The 11,614-nt window shown below is 64.2% G+C and carries 14 protein-coding genes and 1 pseudogene; 2 read left to right on the forward strand and 13 right to left on the reverse strand.

Annotated elements, in window-relative coordinates; all coding sequences use genetic code 11:
* Positions 1 to 6: 6 nt before the first annotated feature.
* The 10 genes from AB7U46_RS13465 to AB7U46_RS13510 all read right to left on the reverse strand — a co-directional run bounded on the left by AB7U46_RS13465 (position 7) and on the right by AB7U46_RS13510 (position 7,714).
* Positions 7 to 420: an HMA2 domain-containing protein gene (locus tag AB7U46_RS13465; protein ID WP_428337494.1), complete on the reverse strand. Its 414-nt coding sequence runs from the start codon at positions 418 to 420 to the stop codon at positions 7 to 9.
* A 56-nt stretch (positions 421 to 476) separates the two neighbouring features.
* Positions 477 to 2,648, reverse strand: a complete 2,172-nt coding sequence (locus AB7U46_RS13470; RefSeq protein ID WP_428337495.1) for a heavy metal translocating P-type ATPase — start codon at positions 2,646 to 2,648, stop codon at positions 477 to 479.
* 7 nt (positions 2,649 to 2,655) lie between these two features.
* A complete protein-coding gene (locus AB7U46_RS13475) occupies positions 2,656 to 2,805 on the reverse strand; it encodes a hypothetical protein (RefSeq protein WP_428337496.1) in 150 nt (49 codons plus the stop codon).
* A 132-nt stretch (positions 2,806 to 2,937) separates the two neighbouring features.
* Positions 2,938 to 3,303, reverse strand: a complete 366-nt coding sequence (locus tag AB7U46_RS13480; protein ID WP_428337497.1) for a hypothetical protein — start codon at positions 3,301 to 3,303, stop codon at positions 2,938 to 2,940.
* Entirely contained in the window at positions 3,281 to 3,805 is a 525-nt protein-coding gene (locus AB7U46_RS13485; RefSeq protein ID WP_428337498.1) for a hypothetical protein, read from the reverse strand. Before AB7U46_RS13485 ends, AB7U46_RS13480 begins: the two co-directional genes overlap by 23 nt.
* Before the next feature lie 154 nt (positions 3,806 to 3,959).
* Positions 3,960 to 4,529 carry a hypothetical protein gene (locus tag AB7U46_RS13490; RefSeq protein WP_428337499.1) on the reverse strand — a complete coding sequence of 190 codons (570 nt, stop codon included), beginning with the start codon at positions 4,527 to 4,529 and terminating at the stop codon, positions 3,960 to 3,962.
* Between the two features lie 25 nt (positions 4,530 to 4,554).
* Entirely contained in the window at positions 4,555 to 4,776 is a 222-nt protein-coding gene (locus AB7U46_RS13495) for a FeoC-like transcriptional regulator (protein WP_428337500.1), read from the reverse strand.
* Positions 4,777 to 4,788: 12 nt separating this feature from the next.
* Entirely contained in the window at positions 4,789 to 7,209 is a 2,421-nt protein-coding gene (gene feoB / locus AB7U46_RS13500; protein ID WP_428337501.1) for a Fe(2+) transporter permease subunit FeoB, read from the reverse strand.
* On the reverse strand, positions 7,206 to 7,439 hold the full coding sequence (locus tag AB7U46_RS13505) for a FeoA family protein (RefSeq protein WP_428337502.1): 234 nt from the start codon (positions 7,437 to 7,439) through the stop codon (positions 7,206 to 7,208). The genes feoB and AB7U46_RS13505 overlap by 4 nt, the downstream gene beginning before the upstream one ends.
* Positions 7,436 to 7,714 carry a FeoA family protein gene (locus AB7U46_RS13510; protein ID WP_428337503.1) on the reverse strand — a complete coding sequence of 93 codons (279 nt, stop codon included), beginning with the start codon at positions 7,712 to 7,714 and terminating at the stop codon, positions 7,436 to 7,438. Before AB7U46_RS13510 ends, AB7U46_RS13505 begins: the two co-directional genes overlap by 4 nt.
* 364 nt (positions 7,715 to 8,078) lie before the next feature.
* Here AB7U46_RS13510 and AB7U46_RS13515 point away from each other — a divergent pair, with 364 nt between their 5' ends.
* Both AB7U46_RS13515 and AB7U46_RS13520 read left to right on the forward strand, forming a co-directional pair.
* A complete protein-coding gene (locus tag AB7U46_RS13515; RefSeq protein ID WP_428337504.1) occupies positions 8,079 to 8,330 on the forward strand; it encodes a helix-turn-helix domain-containing protein in 252 nt (83 codons plus the stop codon).
* A gap of 96 nt (positions 8,331 to 8,426) precedes the next feature.
* Positions 8,427 to 8,984 carry a metallophosphoesterase gene (locus AB7U46_RS13520; protein WP_428337505.1) on the forward strand — a complete coding sequence of 186 codons (558 nt, stop codon included), beginning with the start codon at positions 8,427 to 8,429 and terminating at the stop codon, positions 8,982 to 8,984.
* 114 nt (positions 8,985 to 9,098) lie between these two features.
* Here AB7U46_RS13520 and AB7U46_RS13525 read toward each other — a convergent pair whose 3' ends face one another.
* The 3 genes and pseudogenes from AB7U46_RS13525 to AB7U46_RS13535 all read right to left on the reverse strand — a co-directional run.
* Entirely contained in the window at positions 9,099 to 9,338 is a 240-nt protein-coding gene (locus AB7U46_RS13525) for an AbrB/MazE/SpoVT family DNA-binding domain-containing protein (RefSeq protein ID WP_428337506.1), read from the reverse strand.
* 253 nt (positions 9,339 to 9,591) lie between these two features.
* A pseudogene (locus AB7U46_RS13530) lies at positions 9,592 to 10,917 on the reverse strand (IS3 family transposase).
* 283 nt (positions 10,918 to 11,200) lie between these two features.
* On the reverse strand, positions 11,201 to 11,614 hold a 414-nt coding region (locus AB7U46_RS13535; RefSeq protein ID WP_428337507.1), incomplete at its 5' end, for a hypothetical protein.

An 11,614-nucleotide genomic window follows, 5' to 3' on the forward strand; every position in this document is an offset into this window, starting at 1 on the left:
TTGTGCTCAGACCCCGACGAGCCGGCTGACCAGCGTCTTGACCACTGCCTGGCTCGCCGCGCGGCCCAGAGCGCGGGAAAATCCCTCGGGCATGTTCGGAAGCGACGGAAGGCGGATCGAAGACGGTGTGGCGCGCGCATCATCGGCCATGACCGCCTCACGCGCGGCACGCTGGGCCATCGGGGTCAGGGCCGCGACCGGGTAATTGATGCAGATGTGGTCCATGATCTCGCCGACCCGGCCTTCTTGCGGTTGATAGTGAACCACCACCGAGCGGGCATGCCGATTGACTTCCACTGCGGTCACCACGGCGAGCGAAGAGACTTGCTCCCTGATGCGCTCGGCCAGTCCGGTGTCGTCACGCAGAGCCTCGATCCTGAACCGCACCCGACCGGGAATGTGATGAACACAGCAAACCATCGCGCCATTTCTCCGCAGAGTCTTTCCTGCGGGCAGAATGTCATTAATTGACCAAATCAGTCAAGTAAAAGTCCGGTGCTTGTATCGGCGCTGGCGGGTTCTGGTGCCCCCGCACCCGCCAGCGCCGCAAGCAGGAGTGCGAAGGTCGATCCGTTGTGCAGCACCGAGGCCGCGACCGGTGGCAGAGACCCGGCCGAGGCCGCGACGAAGAGCCCGGTGTTGATGGCGATCCCCAGGTTGCCGTTGGTGTGGATGATCCGCATCGCGCGCGTTGCGGCCGTGCGGGCCTCGGCGACGGCGAGAAGACGATCGTCGAGCAGGGTGATGTCGGCCGCGGCCTGCGCGATGTCGGCCCCCTGGGGCATGGAGAAACCGACCTCAGCGGCCGCCAGCGCCGGGGCGTCGTTGATCCCGTCGCCGACGAAGGCGATCTTGCAGCCCTCGTCCTGCAACCTGCCGATGATGCGGGCCTTGTCCTCGGGGCGCAGCTCGGCATGAACCTCATCGAACCCCAGGGTCGCGCCAAAACCCTCGGCGCGGGCGCGCCGGTCGCCGGTCAACATGACCAGCCGCTTCACGCCCTCCGCACGCAGGCGCCGAACGGTTTCCGCCGCATCCTCGCGCAACGCGTCGTGCAACCCGATCAACCCCGCGGGCTTGCCGGCGCGGGCAAGGAACAGCACCATCTTTCCGGCGGTGTCGAACGCGGCCAGTTGCTCTTCATGGGCTGAGAAATCCACGCCTTCGATCTGTTCGAGATAATGCCGGCTTCCGATCAGGACCTCGTCCTTGCCGACCATGGCCCGCAGGCCGTAGCCCACCTTCTGCTCAACCTCGCCGTGCAGGACGGTGCCCAGCTGCCGCGCCCGCGCCTCGGCGACGATCGCCCGGGCGACCGGGTGCTGGGAATGCGCCTCGAGCGAACTGGCCAGCGCCAGAAGCCTGTCTTCCGAGCGCGAGCGGCCCAGCGGCACGACGTCGGTGACGCTGAGGGTTCCGTGGCTGAGCGTGCCCGTCTTGTCGAAGACGACGGTGTCCACCTTGGCCAGCTTCTCGATGATCGGCCCGCCCTTGATGAGGATGCCGCGCGCGACGGCTGCGGACATCGTCGCCCGCACCGCCACCGGCGCGCTCAGCTTCGTGGCGCAGGCATAGTCGATCAGGAAGACCGAGCTCACGCGGCGGATGTCGCGGGTCAGCAGAAGCGTCAACGCACCGAGGGCAAGCGTCATGTGGACCTGCCGGTCGGCGAGATCTGCGGCCAGACGTTCGGTCTCCGATCGTTTGTCCAGCGACTCGCGGATCATCGCGGCGATGCGTGCCGTGGTGGTCTCCGATCCGACGAACTGGGCTTCGATCCGCAGCGCACCGCTTTCGATCACGGTATCGGCGATCACCGCATCTCCGGGCTCCTTGGTTTCCGGCAGGCTCTCGCCGGTGATCGAGGCCTGGTTCACCTGCGCCCGGCCCGAGATCACCCGCCCATCCACCGGTACGAGGCCACCGGTCTCGACGACCACGGTATCGCCCCTCCGAACCTCGGCGAAGGCGACCTCGACGATCTGCCCATCCCGTTCGATCATCGCGGTCTCGGGGTTGGGCATCAACAGTTTCTGCAGCAGGGCGCCCGATCGCTGGATGGTGGTCTCTTCGAGGAATTCCCCGGCCTCCATCATCGTGTCCGTGGTCAGTGCGGTGCCGAAGTTGCCCTGCGCGGCCCCGAGCGAGACGGCCAGTGCGTCGAGCAACTCGATCGTGACGCCGTCGCGCAGGACCGAGCGTGCGCCGCGCAGCACCCGCGGGGCGATCGTCGCGACCGTCAGCGCATTGCCGAGACGCGGCGGCAGCACCGGGCGCAGCGCCAACAGGGCCGCGCGCCAGAGCATCGGGGAAAGCGCGGGCCGGCCGGCGGCGTCTTGCGGCGACTGAAAGCAGAGCTGGCCGTGCTCGAGGCTGGCCAGCCGGTCCAGAATACGCGCCCTCGTGCCGGCGTCACCGTCGTGGCGGAAGACGAGGCTCGTCGCCGCCGGGTTGATCCGCACGGCGGTGACGCCGGGAATGGCCCGCAACATGCGGGCCAGCTGATCGATGTCGAGCCGTGCAAGTCCCAGCAGCGGCATGCGCACACGCAGCCGTCCGGGGACTTCGTGGACGATCGAAATCTTCTCCTGCCCAGCCCCCGTCACAGGCTGGATCGGCCCTGCCGCCGCCAAGACTTGCATGTTCATCTCGATCTCACTCGGTCCGTTGCGCCTTGATCTCGGATTCGGCGTCGCGGAACCGTTCCTTGGTCTCTTCGAGGCCGCCCTTGAGCCCAAGCCAAACCCGGGCCACGCCGGAAATGATCGTGCGCTGAGCCGCCTCGTTGGTCAGAAGATAGGTCACCACGCCGCCGACAAGGGCGCCCGTGAGGAGCCGGCTGTTGGGCATGGAACTCGAGGCGCCACTGGTGGCTGGCGTCCTGCTCGTGCTAGAATTTGTCATATTGGTCTCCTTTTCTTTACCCGCGACGGCGGGTCAACCTTCTTCCCGGGGCGTCGCCGATCCGGAGGCCGCAACGGCCGACGGGGCGCGCGGCTTGCCAGAGAGGTAGACCGCTCCGGCGCCGAGCACGACGAGCGCGAGGCCCCAGATCGGCATCGCGCGCGCCACATGCGAGGCGGCGGAGGCGACAGCGCCAGCCCCGGCACCGATGACTGCGGAGTTCACTGTGGTCTGCAAGGCCTCCTGTGTCGTGCATTCGCCGTTCCGGACGCGCATGACCTCGCTCGCGGCGGTCCATGCGGCGGCGATCGCCGCCCCGTTGATCCCGGCCCGGATCACCTCGTCGGTGGTCGGCAGAGTGCCGGTGTCCGATACGTCAGTGCTGCTGGTGGTGGCCATCGTGCTGCTCCTTTTCCGCCGTGTCATTGCCTTGCCCGGAAGGGGCGGGCGCCGTGGTCCTGGTCTGGGCCTGGCCGGATTTCCCGGGGCCGCCACTGGCCGTCAGCATGGCCAGCATCATCTTGATCTGCGGCAGGTTGTTCAGGGCCAGCGCCACGATCGAGCCGCCGATCGCCCCGACCCAGAAATCCCGGTCGCGGACGTTGAACAGCTTCGCGATCGTGTCGGCGCCGATGTCCCCGCGCGAGATCCGGTCGAAGGCTTCCTTCAGATCCTCATTGTCGTCGAGGTCTTTCGGGTCGGGCCGACGATGGGGGCCTTCGCCATCCCGCAGGTTCCAGTTCGCATGGCCGGCGTTCGCGCGGTTTCCCTGGTCGCCTTCAGCCTGGCCAGGGGGCGTTGCCTGGTTCTTTTCGGCATCCCAGGGCGGCTGCGGGCCGAAATAATACCAACCTGCGGGCAAGCCGCGCCCGTCGAGCCGGTCGTGAGAATCTTTGGACATGAGAAAGTACCCCGATCTATTTGCGATCGACCTTGGCTACACACCGATGGCTGGGTCAGGAGAAATATTAGGCGGAGATTTCAGGCGCGACAAGGACATAGATCAAATTGCGACGGCAAGCTCCGGCACTCCCGGCGGACGTCCGGCCCGCATCCTAGTCGGAAACGCAGGCGCAGATCTCCCCGATCAGGTCGCGTCCAAAGGACCAGTCGTCGTCTTCTCCTTCGCCGTCCCGCGGCAGATAGACCTCGACCCCGACATAGAGCGGGGCCCGTCCTTCCCAGAGTTTGCGGGGGATCCATGTGTAAGCCGCGGCATCGGTGGCGCCCCGGGGCTCCGGGGTGGTCTCCGCCCCGGATGCGGGGGCGGCGATCCGCACGAGCCGGGCGTTCAGCCGATCGGAGCGGCACGCCAGGCGGGCTTCGCAACGGGCGAGAAACTGGCTGTCGTTGCAGAAGATCTCGGCCGAGCGCCCGGCTTCATCGAGGCCCTGGTGCAGATCGATGACGAGCCGATATCGACCGGCGATCTGCTGATAGAGCTGCAGGTAGATTTCTCGGTGCTGCGTGCGGGACAGGAAGGCATCGCCCGGTCCCCGTCGGGGCCGGGCGATGCCGTGTGGAATGCGCATCACCTGGGGCATTCCGGGCCCCGAGGCGACATGATCGCCAAAGGCCAGTTCGACGCGGTGAATGCCGGTCACGAGCAGGATGTCTCCGCGCATTTCCGCCCCGGCCCCCATCCGCCTCTCAATCCTGCCATTCGTAGATTTCAACGGACTTGGGATCGCAATGGCAACAGCTCGACCCACAGGTCGCACAGGCCGGAAGCCTGACCAGCTTGCCCTTGGCAATCCACTTGGCCAGCATCGGGCGCAGGGCCTCCGGATCGGTATCGAAACGGATCGACATGTCGAACAAGGCCGCGCGACGGTGTTCCTGCAGATAGCTGCGAAGCTCGGAGAGCAACATGGGATCGACCTTTCAGGATTGCGCGACTGCGGTTCCGGCCATGCCTCGGCCGGTTCTGCTGCCCCATGCCCGCATCGCCAGGATGCAGCCGGCGATCAGCACGACGCAGCCGGCAATCCAGGCGGCAGAACTTGCCGGATGGGCGGAAAATCTGGCCACCTGGTAGAAGAGCGTCGCCACGACATAAGCGGTGCCCGTGGTCCAGCCGGTCACGAAGATTGTCCAGCGCAGCGAGCTTTCGCGACGCACCGCGGCGATGGCCGCGACGCAGGGCATGTAGAGGAGGATGAAAAGCAGATAGGCGAAGGCCCCGACGCCGCCATCGAACCGCGCGGCCATGGCGCCGAAGGTGCCCTCGTGAACGTCCTGCTCCTCGGCCGCAACGGCTTCGTCGCTGACATCGCCGATATTCAGCCCGAGCGGGTCGAGCCAGCTTCCGAGGGCGTCAGCGAGGTTGGTCGGCACCGTCGCCAGACCTTCCCCGATCGTTCCCAGCAGGTCCAGGCTCTCGTCGGCGGCGGGAGCGGGCAGGGCCTCTTCGGTCATGTCGGCGCGCCAGCTCAGGGGGCTGGTGCCGTCCTGACTGCGCAGCGCGGGTTCTGCGGCAGGGGGCTGGGCCTCACCCAGCTCCGAATAGAGCGAATCCAGCGTGCCGACCACGGCCTCCTTGGCGAGCAGCCCGGTGAAGATGCCCACCGAGGCCGGCCAGTTCTCCTCGTTGAGCCCGAAGGGCGCGAAAAGCGGGGAAATGGTGCGCCCGATTTCAGACAGCAGGGATTTGTCGCTGTCCTCGTTGCCGTAGCTGCCATCGCTGCCGATCGTGTTGAGCACATTGAGAACCAGCACCATCGGCACGATCACGCGGCCGGCGCGGATCACGAAGCCCTTGGTTCGTTCCCATGTCCGCAGCATCACGCCCTTGAATGTGGGCAGGTGATAGGGCGGGAGTTCCATCACGAAGGGGGTGACCTCTCCGCGCAGAAGCGTGTGTTTCAGCACGAGCCCGGTCAGGACCGAGACGGCGATCCCCGTGAGGTAGAGGGCGAAAACGACATATTGCGCCCAGGCGGCGAAGAAGGCCGCCGCGAAGAGCGCATAGACCGGCAGACGGGCGCCGCAGGACATGAACGGGGCCATCGCGATGGTGATCTTGCGGTCGCGTTCGCTTTCCAGCGTGCGGGTCGCCATCACCGCCGGCACCGTGCAGCCAAAGCCGACGATCATCGGCACGAAGGATTTGCCCGGCAGGCCGATCGACCGCAGGAAGCGGTCCATCACGAAAGCCGCCCGCGCCATGTAGCCCGAGTCCTCGAGGAACGAGAGGAAGAGGAACAGGAAACCCACGACCGGAATGAACGTGGCGACGACCTGGATGCCGCCACCGACCCCGTCGGCCAGCAACACGATCAGCCATTCGGGCGCCCCGAGCGCCGCGAGCAGGGCGCCGAACCCGTCGACCGTTATGGCGCCTGTCACAATATCGAACGCGTCGATGAAGGCACCGCCGATGTTGATGGTGAACATGAACATCAGATGCATGGCGACGAGGAAGATCGGGACACCCAGCGCCCGGTTCAGAACGACGCGATCGATCCGGTCGGAAAGATTGCGCGAGACGCGCCCCCTGCGCGTGACCGCAGCGGCAGTCAGCGCGTTGACCCAGCCATAGCGCGTGTCGGCCAGGCTGATGTCGATGTCATCGCCGAGGTCATCCTCGACCTCCTTGCGCATCGCGGCAAGGTCCGCCCCGGCATCCGTGCCGGCGATCTGCTGCGCCAGCCCGTCACCTTCGAGCAGTCGCAACGCGAGCCAGCGCGGATCGACATGGTGTTTCCGTGCGGCCTCCGCGATCCGCGGGAGCAGGGTGGTCACAGCCTTCTCGAGAGGCTCGGCGTAGCGGATCGTGACATCCGGAACCGACCGGGAGTCCGCGCTGTGCCGGATCGCCTGGTTCAGGGCCTCGAGCCCCTTGTGGCGCGCGGCGACGATCGCCAGCACTGGGCAGCCTAGTCGCGCCTCCAGTATCTTCAGGTCGATGTTCATGCCCGCCTCTTCGGCGGCGTCCATCATGTTGAGTGCGACCAGCATCGGCACCTTCATCTCCAGCAACTGGCTGGTGAGATAGAGGTTCCGTTCGAGGTTCGAGGCATCCACGATGTTGACGATCAGATCCGCCTCGCCACTCGCGACATAGTCGCGCGCGATCTTCTCATCCAGCGAGACGCCCTCGTCGGCGACATCGAGGGAATAGGTGCCGGGCAGGTCGACCAGCACATAATTGATGCCGCCGCTGCTGTAGCGTCCGGTCTTGCGCTCGACGGTCACCCCGGGCCAGTTGCCGACGCGCTGCTTGGCGCCGGTCAGGGCGTTGAACAGCGTGGTCTTTCCGCAATTGGGGTTGCCGACGACCCCTATCGTGCAGGTATTGGTCATCTTTCTGTCCTCTCCACCTCGATCGCCTCGGCGTCGGCCTTGCGCAGGGTCAGGGCGAAACCGCGCAGCCTCAGTTCGATCGGATCACCCAACGGCGCCAGCCGGGTAACGGTGAACTCCGCCCCCGGCGTCATTCCCATCGCAAGCAACTTGCGACGGTAAAGCTTGCTTCCCGGACGGAAGCCGGAAACGCGCCCGCTTTCCCCTGGTCTGAATTCCCGCAGTTTCATGGTCTGGCTCCTTCGTCGTTCCGGAAGTCTTCGGCCGGGTCGGAGGCGGGCACGACCAGGATGCGACTTGCCATCCCGGCCCCCAGGGCCAGCCGGAGCTGTCCCCGGAGAACGACCATCTGTCCTTCGATCCGCTGCAAGATCGTCACTTCACTGCCGAGGTTGAGGCCCATCTCGGTGAGCCGCATCGCGAGACGCCTGCCGTCGAGGATCTGCGCGATCCGCACCGTCTCGCCTTCTTGCGCCATTGCCAGCGGATAGGCCTTCATCGTCATGCTGCTTTCGTGACTGCAGACGCTGGCGTGGGCCCTGAGGTACCGGCTACATCGCTCTGAAAATAAACCTTACTTATTTAGTAAGAAATTGGCTTCCTCCGGTGGTTTTGTCAATGGGATCTGAATGCGGCAATGTGACCGCTTCCCGGAACGTCGCGTAGACGCGTCATGGGGCGGAAAGTTGATGGTTTGACGGAGGTTGGAGTAGTTCAGCACGAAAATGAGCTAACAAATTGAATTTTATAATGAATACGAGTTATCGGTGTGCGCCGTGCGTCGGGTGCCCGGGATTACCCCCATTTTGGGGTTAAGCTCATGATGAGGTCAATAGCTGAACCTGTCGAAATCAAGGGCAGGCGGACCATTGGCGGGCAGCGTTCATTCAGATGCGTATCGCAGTCTTCTGAAGGCGCTGATCGCCCTTCGGACGGAACGCGCAATGTCGCAGGCCGATCTGGCGGCGAAGCTGCACAAGCCGCCGTCCTTTGTCGGGAAATATGAGCTGGGCGAGCGCCGGCTCGACGTGATCGAGCTGATGGTGATCCTCCGCGAGCTGGATGCGGATTTCGAGAGCTTCTGGCCGCCCGCCGCGATAACGCTGCCTGATCGGCTGTAACGGCGGCTCCTGCGGGCTATTGGCTCCTGCGGGCTATTGACCTGGCCCCCGCTGGTGCGGCACAACCGCGGCCCCGCCTGCAAGGGATCTTTCACGATGACGCACTGGTATACCGCTGACCCGCATTTCGGGCACGAGAACATCATCCGGAACGCGCATCGCCCGTTCCGGGACACGAGCCATATGGACGGTGTGCTGATCGAGCGGCTTTGGGAGAAGGTCGGCCCCGAGGATGATCTGTGGATCGTCGGAGACTTCGCCTTCGGCCCGCAGGCCAAGGATGAAAGCTGGCTGCTGACGATCTTCGGACAGCTTCCCGGAGCACGCCGGCATCTGATCGTCGGCAACCATGATGGCGCTCTGACGCAGGCGCTGCCCTGGGACAGCGTGGCGCTGATGGCCGAGGTGGAGGATCCGTCGGCCGACCGGCCGGTGACGCTTTGCCATTACCCGATGATGACGTGGAACCACGCCCGCAAGGGGGCGCTGCATCTGTTCGGCCATGTGCATGGCAACTGGAAGGGAAGCGCGAACGCGGTCAATGTCGGGGTGGACGTCTGGGATTTCTACCCGGTCACGGTGCAGGACGCCGCCCGGCGGGCAAAGGCCTTGCCGGCGAACCGCCACTGGAAGGATGTCGAGCCGAGGGCGTGAGATCTGTCCGGCCTGATCCGGGGCAGGCGAGGTGAGGGGGCCGCCACACACTTGCTGAGGCAACCAATCTAGCGGCTTGACCCGGGCAGGTTCAGACGGGTCATAACGGTCACTTTACAGGGCTTCTCGGCCGAGAACCCCATAATCGATGCTGGCGTGGCAGTTTTCTTCGGTCATGCCGGCGATGAGCGTTCCGAGCAGACCGCGCGCGAGATCCGCTCGACGGATCACGATGCGGCCAGGTGATGCCACGACATCGACTTCATCGCCCAAGTGCAGACCCGCTGCGCGAAGCACACTGTCGGGGAGCGGCACGATGGCGGCATCACCGTGTTTCGAGATGTATGTCAGCATGTCGGAACTCTCCCATGATCGGGCATTCCCGAGAAGACTTGCCGAACCGATGGAAAGCTTCAATCGAGATTTTGACCGAGATTGGGTTACAAAGCTTGTCTCCCTTGACCTCGGGGATCATTCGGCGCGCAGAGAGCGGGTCAAGCAAAACGGCCATTCTGGCGTGACCTGCCCCCTGCTGGCCCCTCAATCATAACGAGAGACTGTAAGTTGGATTTTTGTATTCTGGTTCCGGTGACCTGCCACTGAACTTTCATCCAGCTGCGACTTGAGCCCGGTTGGTGTTTGCGCCGATCGGCGCAGGTTGAGCAATCGCCCGACGCGCAGAGCTATCATCTCGCGCAGCGGGGCGGGCGATTGCGGTGGTCAGGGCCCGCGCGTAGTCCACCGGTATCTGGTTGTCCAAGGCTGAGTGCGGGTGTTCAGTATCGTAGTCGGCAGCCTAGGTGTCGATTACGGTCTGCGCGTGGGCCAGGTTGCGGAACATGGTCTCGTTGAGAAGCTCATTCCGCATCCGACCGTTGAAGCTCTCCACGAATCCGTTCTGCATCGGCCTGCCCGGCGCGATGTAGTGCCATTCGATCTGGTGCTCGGAGCACCACCGCAGGATCGCGTTACTGGTCAGTTCCGTCCCATTATCGCTGACAATCATGCCGGGCCTGCCGCGGTGCTCGATCAAGACTGTTAGTTCACGCGCCACTCGGCGCTCCGAGATCGAGGTGTCCGGGATTGCCGCGAGACATTCGCGGGTGACGTCGTCGACCACGTTGAGCAATGAGCCTATTGCTGCGCCATCGGTTCGAGCCCAATGGCGCATGAAGCGCTCGCCGTTGGCGAACTGGTCGTGGACGAAATCCAGCGACCACCGCGCATTGGGCCGCGCCTCGACCAAGATCGGGGCTCGCGTCCCGAGAGCCTTGCGCCGGACCTTTCGCTTGTGCACCGTCAGTGTCGTCGGGGAAACAGTCCCCCGGACTGTTTCCTGATCCTCCTCCATCCTCGCGGTAGAGCCGATAGGTCCGGTTGACGCCGGAAGGTTCGCCCTCGCGCCGCAGCCGCACGAAGAGGCGCCGATAGCCGAACCGCCGACGCTCGTTGGCCAGTTCTCGCAGCTGCCCGCGCAGCACCATGTCCGGCGCACGCTGCGCCTCGTAGCGGAGCATCTTGCGATCCGCCCCGGCAATCCGGCACGCCCGCCGTTCCGAGATCCCGAACCGGCCTTCAGATGCGCGACCGCCTCGCACTTCACGGCAGGCGTCACCACTTTTTTGAAACCAGTTCCTTCATCGCCGCCAGATCCAGCATCTGCTCGGCCAGCGTTCTACGCGCTTACGCGGCCCCACCGGGGCCACGGTCGCTGCGAACTCTTCAGCTTCGCGTTCTCATCCTCGAGCATCTTCAGCCGCTTCGCCTCCGACACCGTCATGCCACCGAACTTGCCTTCCAGTTGTAGAAAGTGCCTTCCGACATGCCGTGCTTGCGCCACAGGTCCGCGCACTTTGCGCCGTCGACGTATACGTCGACCGTGCTCGGCCAGGATGCCGATGATCTGCTCGTCCGTGAATCTCGTTCGCTTCATTGTCCGCCCTCAAGTTGGGCCGGACTCTAATCAACGCTGGAAGAAAAATCCCGCGGCAGGTCAGATTACCACCGAACTTCGCTCAATACTTGCTGGTGACGAATAGTGGGAGCTGATAGCCTATCAGGCGATGCTCCGTTAGAATCCCGCTGGAACCATCCCAAGCATGTCGAGGAAAACCATGCTCTCTCTCATTGCCAGAAAGTCGAAAGCTGTTTTCGGGGAGGTCGGTTCGTTTCTAGGCGTCATTATGGTTTTGCCGCTCATGTTCATCCTCTTGTGGTTAGATCGTGGCGATCAACGCGCGGACCGTGAAACCGAGAAAAAGATATTGAAGCAGTTGAGGGATATGCAGCGCAGCCGAAGCCGTGACGGAAAGGAAACGGGCGCGTAATCCGTTATCAAGAGGCATAACCTGCGCCGAGGGCAGCAGCGACGTATTTTTGCGTCGTTTTTGTTTGATATGGCCGCCGTACAGGCGTTTGGATACGTTGACGGCCTCTGTTTGCACGCTTGAGAGAGTGATGCATAGGCTTCCGCGTCGGTTGGGCCGTTCGCGCTGGTGGGCTTTGGGGATTGGTTCGCCGACTTTCCAAGTGCAGATCAATCCAAGATGGGCTACAATCCATTGTTCAGCGCCTTTCCCTGATTTCGCCCCACGCAAAAGTCCGGGCCATTCGATGATAAGCGTGGTGCG

It is taken from the genome of Paenirhodobacter sp. (assembly GCF_050177655.1).
GTDB lineage: Bacteria > Pseudomonadota > Alphaproteobacteria > Rhodobacterales > Rhodobacteraceae > Rhodobacter.